15 protein-coding genes and 2 pseudogenes are annotated in these 15,280 nt (G+C 71.7%); 8 read left to right on the top strand and 9 right to left on the bottom strand.

Annotated features, from left to right (window positions below; all coding sequences use genetic code 11):
* Positions 1-37 precede the first annotated feature (37 nt).
* A complete protein-coding gene (locus ACFVGY_RS11895; protein ID WP_385674759.1) occupies positions 38-1,654 on the bottom strand; it encodes an ADP-ribosyltransferase domain-containing protein in 1,617 nt (538 codons plus the stop codon).
* 298 nt (positions 1,655-1,952) lie between these two features.
* On the opposite strand from ACFVGY_RS11895, the gene ACFVGY_RS11890 reads away from it, so the two are divergent.
* On the top strand, positions 1,953-2,630 hold the full coding sequence (locus tag ACFVGY_RS11890; protein ID WP_385674756.1) for a macro domain-containing protein: 678 nt from the start codon (positions 1,953-1,955) through the stop codon (positions 2,628-2,630).
* Positions 2,631-2,665: 35 nt separating this feature from the next.
* Here ACFVGY_RS11890 and ACFVGY_RS11885 read toward each other — a convergent pair whose 3' ends face one another.
* From ACFVGY_RS11885 to ACFVGY_RS11875, 3 genes and pseudogenes are all read right to left on the bottom strand, one after another.
* Positions 2,666-3,259: a nucleotidyltransferase domain-containing protein gene (locus ACFVGY_RS11885; protein WP_385674918.1), complete on the bottom strand. Its 594-nt coding sequence runs from the start codon at positions 3,257-3,259 to the stop codon at positions 2,666-2,668.
* Positions 3,260-3,403: 144 nt separating this feature from the next.
* A pseudogene (locus tag ACFVGY_RS11880) lies at positions 3,404-3,583 on the bottom strand (helix-turn-helix domain-containing protein); the annotation flags it as partial.
* A 30-nt stretch (positions 3,584-3,613) separates the two neighbouring features.
* A complete protein-coding gene (locus ACFVGY_RS11875; RefSeq protein WP_385674753.1) occupies positions 3,614-3,760 on the bottom strand; it encodes a hypothetical protein in 147 nt (48 codons plus the stop codon).
* Between the two features lie 144 nt (positions 3,761-3,904).
* Here ACFVGY_RS11875 and ACFVGY_RS11870 point away from each other — a divergent pair, with 144 nt between their 5' ends.
* The 3 genes from ACFVGY_RS11870 to ACFVGY_RS11860 all read left to right on the top strand — a co-directional run bounded on the left by ACFVGY_RS11870 (position 3,905) and on the right by ACFVGY_RS11860 (position 7,433).
* Positions 3,905-6,403 (top strand): ATP-dependent Clp protease ATP-binding subunit, encoded by a 2,499-nt coding sequence (locus ACFVGY_RS11870; RefSeq protein WP_385674750.1) that lies wholly within the window; start codon positions 3,905-3,907, stop codon positions 6,401-6,403.
* Between the two features lie 153 nt (positions 6,404-6,556).
* Positions 6,557-7,090, top strand: coding sequence for a phosphate-starvation-inducible PsiE family protein (locus ACFVGY_RS11865; protein WP_385674747.1), 534 nt, complete (start codon positions 6,557-6,559; stop codon positions 7,088-7,090).
* A gap of 151 nt (positions 7,091-7,241) precedes the next feature.
* Positions 7,242-7,433 (top strand): hypothetical protein, encoded by a 192-nt coding sequence (locus tag ACFVGY_RS11860; protein WP_385674744.1) that lies wholly within the window; start codon positions 7,242-7,244, stop codon positions 7,431-7,433.
* A 168-nt stretch (positions 7,434-7,601) separates the two neighbouring features.
* Here the strand turns inward: ACFVGY_RS11860 and ACFVGY_RS11855 are convergent, their stop codons facing one another.
* Positions 7,602-8,888 carry a phytase gene (locus ACFVGY_RS11855; RefSeq protein WP_385674741.1) on the bottom strand — a complete coding sequence of 429 codons (1,287 nt, stop codon included), beginning with the start codon at positions 8,886-8,888 and terminating at the stop codon, positions 7,602-7,604.
* A gap of 364 nt (positions 8,889-9,252) precedes the next feature.
* Positions 9,253-10,239 (bottom strand): hypothetical protein, encoded by a 987-nt coding sequence (locus tag ACFVGY_RS11850; protein ID WP_385674738.1) that lies wholly within the window; start codon positions 10,237-10,239, stop codon positions 9,253-9,255.
* Positions 10,240-10,472: 233 nt separating this feature from the next.
* Here ACFVGY_RS11850 and ACFVGY_RS11845 point away from each other — a divergent pair, with 233 nt between their 5' ends.
* Complete coding sequence (locus ACFVGY_RS11845; protein WP_385674735.1) at positions 10,473-10,862, top strand: hypothetical protein; 390 nt, start codon at positions 10,473-10,475, stop codon at positions 10,860-10,862.
* Between the two features lie 39 nt (positions 10,863-10,901).
* On the opposite strand, the pseudogene ACFVGY_RS11840 reads toward ACFVGY_RS11845, so the two are convergent.
* Positions 10,902-11,803: pseudogene (locus ACFVGY_RS11840) on the bottom strand (DNA glycosylase AlkZ-like family protein); the annotation flags it as partial.
* 569 nt (positions 11,804-12,372) lie between these two features.
* On the opposite strand from ACFVGY_RS11840, the gene ACFVGY_RS11835 reads away from it, so the two are divergent.
* Complete coding sequence (locus ACFVGY_RS11835) at positions 12,373-13,038, top strand: maleylpyruvate isomerase N-terminal domain-containing protein (RefSeq protein ID WP_385674733.1); 666 nt, start codon at positions 12,373-12,375, stop codon at positions 13,036-13,038.
* Between the two features lie 159 nt (positions 13,039-13,197).
* Positions 13,198-13,548, top strand: a complete 351-nt coding sequence (locus ACFVGY_RS11830; protein WP_385674730.1) for a hypothetical protein — start codon at positions 13,198-13,200, stop codon at positions 13,546-13,548.
* 59 nt (positions 13,549-13,607) lie between these two features.
* On the opposite strand, the gene ACFVGY_RS11825 is transcribed toward ACFVGY_RS11830, so the two are convergent.
* Positions 13,608-14,075, bottom strand: coding sequence for a nitroreductase/quinone reductase family protein (locus ACFVGY_RS11825; RefSeq protein ID WP_385674727.1), 468 nt, complete (start codon positions 14,073-14,075; stop codon positions 13,608-13,610).
* A 163-nt stretch (positions 14,076-14,238) separates the two neighbouring features.
* Here ACFVGY_RS11825 and thpR point away from each other — a divergent pair, with 163 nt between their 5' ends.
* Positions 14,239-14,823 carry an RNA 2',3'-cyclic phosphodiesterase gene (gene thpR, locus ACFVGY_RS11820; RefSeq protein WP_385674724.1) on the top strand — a complete coding sequence of 195 codons (585 nt, stop codon included), beginning with the start codon at positions 14,239-14,241 and terminating at the stop codon, positions 14,821-14,823.
* Positions 14,824-14,829: 6 nt separating this feature from the next.
* Here thpR and ACFVGY_RS11815 read toward each other — a convergent pair whose 3' ends face one another.
* Positions 14,830-15,177 carry a hypothetical protein gene (locus ACFVGY_RS11815; protein ID WP_385674721.1) on the bottom strand — a complete coding sequence of 116 codons (348 nt, stop codon included), beginning with the start codon at positions 15,175-15,177 and terminating at the stop codon, positions 14,830-14,832.
* Positions 15,178-15,280 lie beyond the last annotated feature (103 nt).

Raw genomic sequence — 15,280 nt, 5'->3', positions numbered from 1 at the left:
CGTCTCCGGCGGCCGCCCTGCGGCCGGTGACCCCGGCTCAGGAGACCAGCGGCCCCTCCTCCAGTTCGGTCAGCTTCACCGTGCACAGGCCGCCGCGCTCGGTCTTGACCTCCGTGACCTTGAGCTGGGTGCCGGGCGTGAGGATGTATTCCTCTTCCTCGGTGAAGGCGGAGAAGTTGCGGATGCCGACGGCCCGGGCGGGGACCACCTCGAACAGCGTCCGCTTGCCGCGGCTGCCGAGGAACGCACGGGCCACGCTGAGCTTGGGCGTGCACGAGGACACGCCCCACCAGGTCACGGTGCGGCCCAGCGGGTACTGGGCCCGCAGGTCCAGCGACACCCCGCGGAACAGGGGCTCGGTGCGGGCGGGCAGCCCGGAGACCGCCGAGAACAGCAGGCGCAGGTACGGGAGGTACGGGACGAGCTTCGCCCGGTCCGGGGAGCGCAGGACCGCGTTGATCTCCCGGTAGAACGCGGACTCGCAGGTGTAGAGGTAGAGGGCGGCGATCGCGTCGGCGGACAGGCCGCCGGCGGCTTCGTCCGCGCGCCTCTTGCCGAACTCGTGGGACCGCTGGACGTGCCGGTCGAGCCCGGACAGCAGCGTGGCGACCGGGGCGACGGCTTCCTGGAACTCCATGAGCGGGGTGTCGAACACACCCGTGATCGCGGGAAGGACGAGTCCTTCGTCCTTGACGCTGGAGAGACGCTCCAGATACAGCTGGTGCAGCTCCATGGTGGACGCGATGAACGCGCCCATGCGCTCGGCGACAGCCCCGTCCGCCCCTCCGGCGTCCGCCGCGGCCTGGTTCCAGCCCTTGCTCGGCAGCCAGTCGATCCCGTCGGCGCCCAGTGATGCGAGGGCCTCGTTGACCACGGCGAAGTGGTCGCCCTCGCAGAAGACGTCACCCTGCGCGGCGGGGTTCGGGTGGTCGATGTGCCGGACCTCGACGTCCGGGTACTTCTGCTGCAGCCGCACGACGATCTTCTTCAGGTTCCGCGCGTGGGCTCCCCACCAGGCGAAGACGACGCCGCGGTCCTCCTCGTCGGCGTCCTGCTTGGCCTTGAGGATCTCCTCGACGATCCGTTCGGCGACCGGGCGCCAGAACGCGGTGTGCCGGTCGGCCCCGGTCGACCCGTCGCTGCTGGCGGTGAGCGCCGCGTTCAGCAGCAGGACGCCCTGCGTGAGCATCGCCTGGAACCATTCCGGCGGCTGGACGCTGTCCTGCTTCTTCAGCAGCGCGCGGACGTCGGCGATCGGGGTCTTCTTGGGTATGCCGTACTTCCACATCGCCGCCGCCTTGATGATGCAGCGGATGCTGACGACCCGGCCGAACTGGCTGTCCGTCCAGTCGTGGAAGGTGTTGTCGAACATGGCGATGCCCGTGGCGCTTTCCGGCCGCGGGTAGGGGTTCTGGCCGAAGATGACGACCCGCCACTTGTGCGGCGGGTGGGGCTTGAGCGCCTGGAAGGTCAGTTCGCGGACGGGTACGACCTCCGGTCCGCGGCCGGGGCCGATGAACGCGGCTGCGTCCGGCTGGGCCTCGATGGCCGGCTTGAGCAGGGGGAGCCACGGTTCGCCGCCGCCCTTGAACAGTTCGGCGAGGGCCAGCGGGTCGTTCGGGTCGGGCTGGGCCTGGGTGTTGGCGTCGCTCATGGTGGAGGTACTCCGGAGGATCACACCGGGCCGGCACGGGCACGGTGGGCGGGGTGGTGGATGTCCGCGCGGAAGCGGCGGACAGGTGGAGCGGAACGGACCCGGGAGCATGCGGCGGGGCGGGTGGGCTCACGTCGCCACAGCTCGATCATCGGTGATCCGGCGGCAGGCTAACACCGGACCGGGAGCCTTGCAATCGTGACGGCCCATCACCGTGACGCGCACCGGAGGGCGTTGTCAGTGGGGCCCGCTAACGTCGTGACCGGTGGGAAGACCTCTTGTCGACGGGAGTCGAATCATGACCGTGAACCGTGTGCAGCCGCAGCTCAGGGTGGTACTGACGGACGTCGACACGAAGGTGGTGGAGTCGTGGCGGGCGGCGTTCGCCGACACCCCGCAGATCGAGATCCGCAAGGGTTCGATCCTCCATGAGGAAGTCGACGCCTGGGTCAGCCCGACCAATTCCCGGGGCCGGATGGACGGTGGTGTGGACGCCGTCATCAAGCGGCATCTCGGAGCGGGCATCCAGCTCCGCGTGCAGCAGGCGATCCGGGACGGGTTCGCCGGCAGCCTTCCGGTGGGCAGCGCGGTGTGCGTTCCCTCCGGGGCGGTCAACCCGAGGTTCCTGATCTCGACGCCGACGATGGAGTCGTCCTCGCAGAACGTGAGCGAGACGCTGAACGTGGCCCTGGCGTGTGCCGCCGCCTTCCAGGCGGTCCACCGGCAGAACCTGGCGCAGCCGGGCAGCATCACGTCGGTGGCGCTGGTCGGCATGGGCGCCCGGACGGGCAGGGTGCCGGCCCGGGTGTGCGCCAACCTGATGTGGACGGGCTACATGCTGTTCAACGACCACCACTTCGAGGACTACGACGATCTGCGCAGCACGATCGTGGCGCAGCTCGACGACATCGAGAACGCCCCCGAGGGACAGCGGATCCGCATCGCGCCGCCCCGCCGGACCACCTCCCGCCACTGACGGGGAACCGCTGCCGGTCTGCGGGCCGCTGACCCTCAGTTCGGGCGGACCCCCTGCTCGCCCAGGACCGCCTCCAGCCGGGCGATGTCCTCGACGTCCTTCCCACGGCGGGGCCGGCCCGGCACCCAAACCGGCATCATCTGCTTGATCTCTATCTGTGCACGGGGACTGATGATCCGACACCGCAGTGCACCGATGCGACCGATGCGACCGATGCGACCGATGCGACCGATGCGACCGATGCGACCGACAGGAGCATCGAGCATGCCCTCCGGCCACATCTCCCCGGCCCAGGGGCCACCGGCGACCACAACGCGCCCGTGCTGGTCCTTGTCCAGGAGAGCGAAGCTGCTCTCCACGCCCTGCTTGCAGAAATCGAGCTGCTGGTCGGAAGGCGCCCCGGACAGAGTCAGAGGTTCATAGCCGGCACGCACGAGCCCGCCGGCCAGAGCAGGGGCGTCCTCCGCCCATACGAACCAGTCGATGTCTTCGTGGTCACGCGTGACCTCGCCGATGAAGAAATCCATGGCCCAGCCCCCGCGAAGCCATACCTCGACGCCGAGCGTGTTCGCGATCTCCACCGTCTCGCCGATCAGCCGGAGCTGCCGAACGCTGCGTTCCCCGTCCACAGCCGTGCAGGCTACGCGGGAGCCCGGCCCGCCGCAGCTGGATTTCCGGCGGGGAGGGCGGGCAGCGTTGCCTGGTGCGGGCCCAGGGCGGTGGGACGGCATCGGCGAAGACGATCGCGTCGCCGGCTGCCACCGGGTCGAGCTTGGGCCGGCCGCCTTCCAGGACTGCCGCCACCGCTGGACCGACCGGACGCTGACCCGTAACTCCTTCGCGATGTCCGTACTGCCCCGCCCGGCGGCGATCATCACCGCTGCTTCCATCCGGATCCGCTCGCGGAAGGCTTGCCTCTCCGCGGTCAGACCCGCACCCTGCGGATATCTCACCACCCGGCATACCGCGACGATCCCCAGCCGTCAGCCCCTACGACAATCCGACTTCAAGGTCAGTATCGGCACCCCGGCCACGGCCGCCTCGACACCGATGCTGTCGATCGTCTTGATCGCCTCGGCGCTGAGAGTCACCGCCTGCCACGCCTCCTCGTGCCCGATCGCCTGTCGCATCTGCGGCTCTGCCCAGGACGCCCGTCACTCACCTACTGCGTTCGCACGCCGGGACGACCCGGCGAAGAATGGCCGTGTACCGGCAATTCGACTACGGCAGGCTGCGCACAGCCGCTGTGCCGCCCGCCGGACGGGGTGATCGTTGTGACAACTTCGCCTTTCGGGTCCGGCGACCCGTTCTCCGATCTCTTCAACCGCTTCTTCGGCATGAGTCCGGCAGCCTCGCCGCCAGCCGTGCAGCGCGTGCCCATCGGGCGACTGCTCAGTGATTCCTCGCACGAGCTGCTGGCGGCGGCGGGCAGCCGGGCGACCGAGGACGGGTCCGATCTCGACACCGCGCACCTGCTGTGGGCCGCCACGCAGGTGCCGGCCGCCCGGCAGGTGCTGGAGCAGGCAGGCGCTGACGCGGACCAGCTGGCTGCGGACCTGCAGGAGAGCCTTCCCACCGGCACCGGAACCGGCGACCCCGGGCTCACGCCAGCGGTGAAGCGCGCTCTGCTTGCCGCCCACGCCCGCTCCCAGGCAACCGGTGCCTCATACATCGGTCCGGAGCACATCCTCGCCGCATTGCTGGACGATTCCGGCCTGGCCCGCACGCTGGGATCCGAGGGAGTCTCCCCCGGTGCGCTGAGCGGCGCCGGAGCCGGCCGGAAGGCGGCGTCGGGCGGGCACAGCGACACTCCGACCTTGGACGAGTACGGGCGCGACCTCACCGACGAGGCCCGCAGCGGACGTCTCGACCCGGTGGTCGGCCGGGCCGAGGAGATCGAGCAGACCGTGGAGGTCCTTTCCCGGCGCACCAAGAACAATCCGGTGCTCATCGGGGATCCCGGTGTCGGCAAGACCGCCATCGTCGAAGGGCTGGCACAGCGGATCGTGGCCGAAGAGGTCCCGAAGGCCCTGCGCAATCGCCGTGTCGTGAGCCTCGACATGGCGGGTCTGGTCGCCGGGTCAAAGTACCGGGGAGAGTTCGAGGAGCGGCTGAAGAAGGTGATCGACGAGGTCACGGAGGCCGAGAGCGGCATCATCGTGTTCATCGACGAACTCCACACGGTCGTCGGCGCCGGCGGAGGCGGCGAGGGTGCCATGGACGCCGGCAACATTCTCAAGCCCGCGCTCGCCCGGGGCGACCTCAGCGTGGTCGGCGCCACCACCATCGACGAGTACCGCCGGTACATCGAGAAGGACGCCGCCCTCGAACGCCGCTTCCAGCCGGTCATGGTGCGCGAACCCACCGTCGAGGAGACCGTCGAGATCCTGAGCGGGCTTCGCGACTCCTACGAGGCCCACCACCAGGTCCGTTACACGGACGAAGCCCTGGACGCCGCGGCCGCCCTGTCCGACCGCTACATCACCGACCGGTTCCTGCCCGACAAGGCGATCGACCTCATGGACCAGGCAGGAGCACGCGTGGCACTGCGCGGCCTCGGCGCCCCGACCGGGACCGCGAGCCTCGAGGACCGCCTCACCAAGCTGCGCAGGGAGAAGGACGAGGCCGTCAGCACCGAGGACTACGAACGCGCCGCACAGCTCAAGGAGCAGATCCGGCAGGTGGAGCAGGAGCTCGCCGGCGCCGGCGGAGAGCGGGAAGAGGCCGGGAGTGTGACTGCCGAGGACATCGCCGATGTGCTCTCCGCGCGCACCGGCATTCCCGTCTCCCAGCTCACCGAGACCGAGCGCGAGCGGCTCACGAAGCTCGAAGCGGCCCTGCACGAGCGGGTGGTCGGCCAGGACGAGGCAGTCACTGCCGTGTCCCAGGCCGTGCGCCGGGGCCGCGCGGGCATGGGCGACCCCGACCGGCCCACCGGCAGCTTCCTCTTCCTCGGACCCACGGGAGTCGGCAAGACAGAACTGGCCAAGGCACTTGCGGAACTGCTCTTCGGAGACTCCGACCGGATGGTCCGCCTCGACATGAGCGAGTTCCAGGAGAAGCACACCGTCTCCCGGCTCGTCGGCTCCCCTCCCGGATACGTCGGCTACGAGGAGGCCGGGCAACTCACCGAGGCGGTGCGCCGCAAGCCGTACAGCGTCGTGCTGTTCGATGAGGTCGAGAAGGCCCACCCGGACGTCTTCAACCTGCTGCTGCAGGTCCTGGACGACGGACGGCTCACCGACGCCCAGGGACGCACGATCGACTTCCGGCACACCGTGGTCATCATGACCAGCAACATCGCCTCCAAGCGCATCCTGGACCACCAGGGGGCGGTCGACGACATCAGGGATGACCTGATGGCCGAACTGCAGGCGCACTTCCGGCCCGAGTTCCTCAACCGCATCGACGAGATCATCGTCTTCCACGCCCTGACCCGGGCGGACCTGGTGCGCATCGTCGACCTGTTGCTGGAACGCAGCCGGCGCAGGCTCCACGCCCAGCAGATCGATCTCGAGGTCACCGAGACCGCCAAGGAGTGGCTGGCCAACCGTGGCTACCAGCCCGAGTTCGGAGCCCGGCCGCTGCGCCGCACCATCCAGACGGAGCTCGACAACCGCCTTTCGAACATGCTGCTCAGCGGCTCGGTCAGTCCGGACGACACCGTCATCGCCGATGTCAAGGACGGCGAACTGGCACTGACCCTCGGTCCGGCGGCCGCCTCGGGCGGCGCGGACCAGCCGGAGCCGGACACCGCAAGTTCGGCGGAGTAGCCCATCTGACCTGAGATCTCTGCCGGCGACTGCGGAATCCAGCGGCTCGTCGTCCTGCGCGCTCGCCGCGCCCGGGCTGCCACCACAGGGAGAGATCCGCTCGTCCACCCGTTCGCCCAGCACGCCGCGCCTGCAGGCCGGGGCGCCCCTAGCATGGTGACGGTGCGACCCAATATCCCGAAGGTCGAGGGCGGCCGGATGCAGGGCCTCCTGCAGCTCATCGAGGACGGCATCCACCTCATCGTCGCGGCGCTCCTCGTCCTGCTCGCCGGCCTCCTGACCGTCGGGGTCGTCAACGACGTCGTCAGGTCGATCCAGGGGCCATACAACGAGGAGACGGTCGTTCTCTCCGCCCTGGACAACGGCCTTGTGCTGTTCATCGTGGCCGAGCTGCTTCACACCGTCCGCCTCACCATCAGGAACCAGACCCTCGACGCGGAGCCGTTCCTCGTCGTCGGCCTGATTGCCGGCGTCCGCAAGGTGCTCATCGTGACGGCCGAGGCGGAGAAATCCTTCCGGTGGAAGGTCGAGGGGATCGAATTGCTGGTCTTGGCGGGGCTGATCCTCGTGATGGTGACAGCGGTGTACGTGTGGCGGCGCTCCACGCGGCCGGGAGACTACTTCCCGCTCCAGGAGCCGCGGCGCTCGCCGCCGGCGCCGTCACCCACCCCGATGGGCGGGTCCTGATCCGTCACCTTCCGCCGCCATGGCCGCCCGCACCCGCTGCTCCTCGCGAGCAGACCCGACGTCCCGTTCCAGGGGTGTGCGGCTCACGGCCATGCGCGAGGTCCTCCAAGGCCCGCGTCTGCAGTTCCGCCCCGCGCCGCACCATGGTCTGATGCGCGTCGCCCACCGGCTCTGGGCATCCGCCCGCGAGCGCGGTCGCCACGGCGGCCGACCCAAGGCCGTCGACCACGACATGGACGCCTACACCCGCGCCCTGCGCACCCAGAACGTCCCCGTCCCCGAGATCGCCCGCAAGCGGTCGCCACGGCGGCCGCATCCTCGCCGAGGACGAGACCACGGCTGAGCATCACGCTCAGCTACATGTCGGTTGGTCCGCCGTTCGTTAACGGCACCCCCAACCAGGAGGACGCGGGGCGGCCGGCGGGCTGGAGGCGCTGGAGGGCGTACCTCTCGGCGGGCACATCGCCAGGGCCTCCGTCGCCGGCCGCGGCGACTGCTCCTCTCCCGCGGGTCAGTCCAGGGTGTCGAGGACGTCGCCCAGGTCGACGAACTTGAAGCCGGTGGCCTCGCGGTCGCCGTCGCCGGGGGTCTCCTGGCCGTCCTGGACGACGAGCAGGCCCTCCGGGTACTTGTCACCGAGCGGCGCGTTGAGCGCGGCGGCGCCGTCGCAGACCTCCGAGCCGTCGAGGACGGCCGAGGCCGCGGCGATGCGGAAGGCGCCCTCGTACTCGTTGTCCTCGTCGCGCTCGCGGTCGTAGGCGACGAACCGGTTGTCGCCCTGGCTGGAGGCCAGCAGGTACCCGTCGCCGTCGCGCTGGGTGACCAGGGTCAGGCCCTCGACGTCGGCCGACAGGTGCCTGCCGCCGTAGCCGGGGTCGGCGCCCGGCGTGCATTCCTCGGTGGCGTCGTCGTACGTGCCGGGGACGCCGTACTCGCGGACCTTGTCCATCAACTGCGGTGTCCCGGTGAGGTCAGCCTTGATCCGCCAGATGCCGACGTCCTCCTGGCCCGCGTAGAGCGTGCCGTTCGCCGGGTCGACCACCATGCCCTCGACCTGCGGCAGTTCGCCGGGCTCGGCGCAGGGAGCCCAGGTGGATCCGTTCGGCAGCCGGAAGGAGGACGGGAGGTCCAGGGTGCGCACGGTGCGGTAGTCCACCGTCCCGGAGCGGGTCGTGACCAGCTCCAGCAGCGCGATCCGGGTGCGGCTGCGCTGGCTGACCAGCGCGTAGGACCGCCCGCTGTTCCGGTCCGTCCACGTCGCCAGACCGTAGGCGGTCGCCTGCTCGTTGATCTCGCCCTGGTCGGCGGAGAACACGGGCCGCACGCCGGGGTCGGTAACGTCGGTGAGCGGGCCGCCCGGCCGGTCGCGGTCGATCCGGTAGATCCGCAGCCGGTCGTTGCCGCGGTCGCTGACCACCGCGACGTCCGCACGGGCGCCGCCGACGCGCAGCCCGTGCACGAGGTCGACGTTGTTGAACCGGCCCGGCGCGTCGTCGGCGCCGGGTCCGGCCGGGGCCGGAACCGACTGGACCTCCTTGGCGTCCAGGTCGTAGACGCGCAGGCCGCCCTGCTTGGCGGTGGCGATCACCAGGCTGCGGCCCGGGGCGCCGGGGTTGCGCCAGATCGCCGGGTCATCCGCGTTGGCGTCGCCGCCCGCCTCGTCGTCGAACAGGGCCCGGGTCTCGGCCTTCGGGTGAACGGTCTTGATTCCGTGGGCCTCGGCAGGCAGCGCGAACGAGGCGGCGAGCACCCCGCCCAGGACGAGCGCGATGGCGCGCCCCACAGGACGTGACGTCATGGTCCTTCTCTCGTCAGGGAGTTGGAATGGCGGGCGACACGTTCCCGCGGCCGGGCTGCCGCACGAGAACCACTTACCAACCAGTAGGTGAATTCGCCGGGACGGGCGTGACGTCTGCCGCCCCGCCGGCGACGCCGCTGAGCCGAGATGAAGCGCGGCCACCGAGCGTCTCGCCCGCGGCTCCTGACCGGGGGCGACGCTGGGGTTGCCGAGTGAGGTAGAAGGGCGGCATGGACACCGAAGAACTTCAGCAGACGCTGGACGAGACCATCGAGCACTTCGTCGTGCCCCACGGATACACCACCTACATGCGCGACTACGAGGTCATCATCCAGGTGTGGAACGGCCCCCAGAGCGCGCCGACCTACCTACGGTATCGGCGTACGGGGACCTCCTCCCACCAGGACTCGCTCGCCGGTCCGACGGTGCCGGCCACCGCCCGGACCCGGAAGTCCGGGTCGAGGTACATGTCCTGGAGGGCGGGCACGCTGATGCCGTCGGGCGCGGTGGAGGCGTCGAGGACGGGCCGGGTGAGGGCGGCCTCGTGGGAGCGGGCGAGCGCGGCCGCGGCATCGGCCGGCGGGGGCATCGCCCGCGTCACCTCGGACAGCAGCTCCTCGACCCCGGCCAGCGCGATGCGCACCCGGTCGCGGGTGGCCTGGTGTTCGACCTGTGTGACCCAGAAGCCGAACTCGGGTGCCTGCTGCGCCAGTTGTGCGTAGAGGTCCTCGTAGTGCCGCACGGCGGAGCGGGGCAGTTCGGTGTCCAGCACCCGCTGGGCCACGCCCCGTTCGGATTCGCTGAGAGTCGTCCAGACGCGAAGCCCTTCGACGAAGCGGACGAACCGCTCCGACAGCTCTGCGTACCACCTGCCCAGCTCCGCGGTCACGTCCTCGAAGGGCCGGTGGGGTGCGGGCTGGGGTGCGTCGACCGCGGCGAGCGAGTGCGCGAACGCCGTGCCGGGGGCACCCGGTTCCGGGGCACCGGCGAGGGCGAGTTGCTCGCCGCGGGTGAGGTCGAGGTCGTCGACGCGGAACGGCAGGTGCGACTCCCCCAGTGCCTGGAACCATGCGACGACGACGATCACGGTGTGGGCGGCGTGCAGCAGTTCCGTGCGCTCGGCCCGTCCCTCCGCGCGGCCCAGGCGCCGACCCAGACCGCGTACGGCGTCGCGGCCCAGGCCCACGACGCGTCCGCGTGCGTCGGCGACGCGCAGGAGGCCGTCCCCGACTCCCCCTGTCGCCGCGTTGAGCGCTCCGCCCAGGGCCCGGTCCAGCGCGGCCACTGCGGGCGGATCTCCTCCGAGCAGCACCAACGCGTCCGATAACGACAGCAGCCTGCGCACGCCCACCCCGCCCCCTGATGACCTGCCCCGCCTCACGGACACTCTCGCACGGTCGCACCCCGGCCGGCCTGCGGTTCCCCGCAAACCCCTCGTGCCGGGCGCGGCACCGGATGGCTTCCGGGAAGGGGCGCAGGGGTTAAGACGTATCCATCATGACAGGTCTGACGGGTTTTTCGTAGGGCGAAGAGCACAGGCCGTCAGCCTTGTTCGGGGACTGTCGGTCTTTCAGAATTCCGTTCATGAATCACTCGGCGAATATCAATCACGATGCGGTGCTGCGGGCCAGGGTTTCCCTCCTGGGGTCGGAGAAACCCCCGGTCCGTCAGCGAGTGGCGGCCTATCGGATCCTCGTGCAGGTCAGCCCGTTGGCGTACCTGTCCCGCCTGGCCGTGGACCTCATCAAGTACAGCAGGGAATTTGCCGACCAACCCGAGATAGCGCGGGCCCTGCGGGCCGAATCCGTCGATGCCGCACGCCGCTTGTGCGCACTGGAACCGGGCCGTCAGCGACTTCTCGTCACATCGCTCGCCGCCTTGCGGAACCAGCTGGATCTCATGGACCGGAAGGAGGAGGCCGCTGCCGTGAGGAGGGAAATGGCCCTTCTCGAATCCGCCGCCCCGGAGTCCTAGGCGCCGGCGGTCGTCCGCGGGGTGCCGCGGGGCCGTCCTTCAGGCGTGCGGTCCCACGGTCACCATGCCGACCGTGAGCTCGGCCCGGCCTTCGAGGATGTCCGCCGTGCGGTCGGCCTCCGCCTCCAGCAGTCGCCGGTCGCGGGCGCCCAGCGGAGCCAGCGGAGCCAGCGGCTCGGCGGGGAAGTCCGTGTCGCCCGCGGCCAGCCAGGCGGGCACGGACTCGAAGGACACCTCCTCGATCCGGTCCCGGGCGGCCAGCTGCCGCAAGAGCCGGGCCGCCCACGCCTCGGGGGCGGCGAGCCAGCGGGCGAAGTCCTGGGTGGTGGCCGGTCCGTACGCGCGCAGGTAGCCGTCCACGAGGGTGTCGAGGGCCGTCCGGGCCGGCTGCGGGGTGCACTGCGGGCGGGTGTAGGTCACCGTGCGCCCCCGGTCCCGACCGAAGGCCAGTACGCCCCGGTGGGCCGCGGTCTGCAGGGCCTGCCGCCAGCGCGGCCACATGGTCTGGAACGCGGGCCTCACGGGATCGCCCGCCCACGGCCCGGTCCGGGCCACGACCGCCTCGGTCAGCTCGTCCACGGTGAGTTCGGCGCCGGTGAGCGCCTCCGCGATCGCGGCGACCACGTCGTCGGTCTGCTCGGGCGTCATCCGCGCCGGCTCGGGCAGGCCGCTGGAGCCGGGTACGGCGGCCAGCGCGCCGGTCCACCAGGGCAGGTCGGCAGCGGGGAGCAGGTGGACGGTGCCGCGGGGCCCGAAGGGCTTCACCAGCGTGCGGTCGACCCACAGGAGGTACGGACGTCGCTGCGGGTCACGCCGTCCAGGCGCAGCGCGAGCGAGAGCTGTGCCGCGGAGGGCACCTGTGCGTGCGCGCCCATCATCGCGCCGGCAAGGTCCGCGATCCCCGCGGAGCCGGACGCCGGCGCCGGGCGTTCGAGCGCCTGTCAGGCGAGACGTCGGGCGAGGCGGTGGGCGAGAGCAGCGTTCCACGAGACCGGCGTTCAGCGTCATGCGGGCGAACCTATCGGCCGTCCGGGACGGGCGGGATCGGCCGCGTCGGCCGGTACGGGGCCCTTCAACGCGGCGATCGGTACCCTCGGCCCGTCGGCCAGGGAGGACTTGGGGAGTACCCGCGCCGCGCCGCCACCGCGTCGCCGAGGACCTGTGCGACGTGCTCGTCGATCAGCGGGGTCGCCTCACCGGGACCGGCGTCTGGGACCGCCTCGACGGCGGTGAGGGGCATGGCGATCTCGCGGAGCCGGCGCAGCGCGGTCGCCCGCGCCACCTGGCCGGCGCTGTAGTAGCGGTAGCCCGAGGCCGGGTCGGCCTCGGCCGGGGGGAAGCAGCCCGGAGTCCGTAGGACCGCAACGCGCGGGGGGTCAGTCCACTGCGCCGGGCGAAGACCCCGATGGGCAGCAGGTCGGAATGTGGCATGCCTGCATCATCGGGTTTCAACCCGTTCGAAGGTCAACGCGGTCCGCCGCGGCGGGCGGGCGCGCTAGCGTGTGCGGCCGTGGACCTCTTCTCGCGTTCGTGGGACGCGTTGCGTGCGGCGGTCGCAGGCCTCCCGGACGCGGCCTTCGCGCAGCCGTCCGGATGCGCCGGCTGGCTCGTACGGGACCTCGTGTGCCACCTCGTCATCGACGCCCAGGACGTGCTCATCACCCTCGTGACTCCCGCGGCGGCGGAGCCGACCCGCGACGCGGTGACCTACTGGCAGGTCTCCGGCACGCCGCCGACCGGCGATGATCCACTGGACGCGCTCACCGTCCGGCTGGCCGCCGCGTACGGGGAGCCGGGGCTGCTGAAGTTCCACCTCGACGACGTCGGCTCCGCCGCCGGACGGGCCGCCGGCCTGGCCGACCCCGGCCTGCGGGTGCGTACGCGCGGACAGGTTCTGACGGCGGGTGACTACCTCTGCGCGTACGTCCTGGAGTGGACGCTGCACCATCTCGACCTCGTCGCCCACCTGCCGCACGCGGCCGGGCCGCCCGCGCAGGGCCTCGCCCGGTCGCGCCGGATGCTGGAGCAGATCGCCGGGGCGGCGTTCCCCGCGTCGTTCTCCGACGAGGCGGCGCTGCTCGTCGGCACCGGACGGCGGCCCCCGACCGACGCGGAGAAGGACGAGCTGGACGGGACCGGCGGGCTCGGCGAGCGGCTCCCCCTCGTCCTCGGGTGAGCGGTCGCTCGTCTCCTCCGCCGCGGCGGTCGGCGCCGGGCGGAAGGAAGCAGCCGCGGTCCTGGACGCGGTCCTTCAGGACGCCGATGCCGTCCAGGCCGATCTCGGCCGGGCCCGCACGGCCGAACGCGCCCTGGCCTTCAACCCGCTGCGGCGGGCGTGCGCCCCGCCGTCACGGACCTGGTCCGGCGCATCGGCCTCACCGCCGAGCTCGCCCACCCCGTGCGCGTACTGGCGAAGGAGGCTGCCGGCTTCGCACCGCGGGAGGACCTCGCCGCCGAGCTACCGGAGGTGGGCCGGACCCTGCCGCCCCCTGGCCGCCGCCACCGCCCGGGTCATCGAGTCGAGCGGACCCTCGCGGGAGAGGACGTGCGGGCCGAGGTGGCCGCCACGGCCGAAGCGGCCGCAGCCGACGCCCGGGCGCACAAGCACCCGGTCGCCGTCGCCCTGCGCCGCCCCGTCAGCCAGATCCTCGACGAACCGGCCCGCGGCCGGCCCGGCCGCCCCTGAGCACGCCGGACAGGTGCGGTGGTCCCGAAGGTTCCCCGGCTCGGGCAGGACCACGACGCTCAGTCAGCCGGTCGCGGCTCCAGGACCACCACCGCGGTCCCGGTCGGCCTCAGGGCCGCGTAGGCGTCGAGGTTCGTGTCGATCTCGCGCCAGCGGGCCCAGAGCCGCGACCGCTCCTCGCCCGTCGCGGCGCGGCCGCGTACCGGCCGGCGGCCGCCGACGAGATCGACGGTGGCGTCCGGGTGCGTCTGGAGGTTGAGCCACCAGGCTGGCTCGCCCGCGCCCCAGCCGTTCATCGCCAGTGCGACGAGACGCGGGCCGTCCTCGACGTACGCGATGATCACGCTCCGCGGGCGGCCGGTGCGGCGCCCGGTCGTCGTCAGCCGCAGTGCGCCCCAGCGACGGGCCCGCGGCCGCCACAAGCCGATCCGGCCGCCCAGGGCCCCGTACGCGCCCCGGTGCAGGGACCAGACCAGGCGGATGAACCAGCGCGGCGGAAGCCGCGGCGTCTTCGTCCTGCTTCCCACGGACACGGCGACCTCCCGCTCGTCCGGCCGGCTGCGGCCTCGCCCCGCAGAGGACGATAGCCGCGGTCGCCGGCAGCGGACAGGGCCGCGGTGCCGGGCTCCCGCAGCCCCTGGACGGGGCGGGACGTGACGGAACCCGCCCGGACACGGTACGAAGTGTTCCGTGAAGGAAGACATCCAGGCCGAGACCATCCGCCTCTTCATAGCGCTGGCCCCGCCCGACGAGGCGAAGGAGGAGCTGGAGCGGGAGCTGCAGCCCGCCTACGACGCGTACCCCCGCATGCGGTGGAACCGCATCGAGGACTGGCACATCACCCTCGCGTTCCTGGGCGAGGTCCCGGCCGTCACCGTGCCCCTGCTGAAGCCGCCGCTCGCCGAGCTCGCGGCGGCGCGCCGACCGCTCCAGCTGGGACTGCGCGGCGGCGGGCACTTCGACGAGCGGGTGTTGTGGAGCGGGATCGACGGCGACCTGGCGGGACTGCACCTGCTCGCCACCGAGGTACGGGCCCTCGTCGAGGACACCGGCGTCCCCTTCCGGGGCCGGCCGCTGAACCCCCACCTGACGCTGGCACGGTCCCGCCGAACCGATTCCTCAAGTGCCGTCGAGGCCGCCGCCCAGCTCGCCGGCTTCTCCGGCCGGCGCTGGCCTGCCGAGCGCCTCCACCTGGTTGGCAGCAACTTCGGCCGCGGTCCCGGGCCGATCCACTACCGCGACATCGAGGCCTGGAGCTTCGGCGGATCGGGCTGAGGCCGGTCAGTGGACGACGGAGAAGCTCCGCCACGGCAGCGTGCCGGGGGCCGTCTCGTTCTCACTGGACATCGGGATGTAGGTTCCGGGCACCTTGTCGGTCTTCTCGCACTGCGGTGTCCGGTACAGGATGACGTCGAGCTCGCTGTTGTTCTCCACATGAGCCGCGCCGTCCGGGAGACGGATCTTGTGGCAGCCCTGGACGGGCGTGTTCGAGTACGTGAGCACGACCGGGGAGTCGTGGCCGCGGAAGGTGATGGTGCCCACGGTGGTCTTGCCGGCCGAGCAGGCCGTTGCCGTGAGCAGCAGAACTGCCGCCCCGGTGGTCACGCCGATACGCCGGAGGTGGGACATGGCACGGTCCTCGTCTGTGCGGTGATGCTGCCCTTGCACCGCAGCGTGACGCGCCGCGGGGGCGCAGGCATCCGGTGCGCGCCCGGCAGGATGACCGCCGAAG

Origin of the sequence: Streptomyces sp. NPDC127106 (assembly GCF_042677605.1) — a bacterium.
Classification (GTDB): domain Bacteria; phylum Actinomycetota; class Actinomycetes; order Streptomycetales; family Streptomycetaceae; genus Streptomyces.
This window is presented reverse-complemented; position numbering and strand designations above follow the sequence as displayed.

Coding starts and splice junctions, on each gene's coding strand:
- ACFVGY_RS11845 (WP_385674735.1), top strand. CDS start 10,473: ATGAATCACTCGGCGAATATCAATCACGATGCGGTGCTGCGGGCCAGG.
- ACFVGY_RS11865 (WP_385674747.1), top strand. CDS start 6,557: ATGGTGACGGTGCGACCCAATATCCCGAAGGTCGAGGGCGGCCGGATG.
- ACFVGY_RS11895 (WP_385674759.1), bottom strand. CDS start 1,654: ATGAGCGACGCCAACACCCAGGCCCAGCCCGACCCGAACGACCCGCTG.
- ACFVGY_RS11890 (WP_385674756.1), top strand. CDS start 1,953: ATGACCGTGAACCGTGTGCAGCCGCAGCTCAGGGTGGTACTGACGGAC.
- ACFVGY_RS11855 (WP_385674741.1), bottom strand. CDS start 8,888: ATGACGTCACGTCCTGTGGGGCGCGCCATCGCGCTCGTCCTGGGCGGG.
- ACFVGY_RS11860 (WP_385674744.1), top strand. CDS start 7,242: ATGCGCGTCGCCCACCGGCTCTGGGCATCCGCCCGCGAGCGCGGTCGC.
- ACFVGY_RS11875 (WP_385674753.1), bottom strand. CDS start 3,760: ATGCGACAGGCGATCGGGCACGAGGAGGCGTGGCAGGCGGTGACTCTC.
- ACFVGY_RS11815 (WP_385674721.1), bottom strand. CDS start 15,177: ATGTCCCACCTCCGGCGTATCGGCGTGACCACCGGGGCGGCAGTTCTG.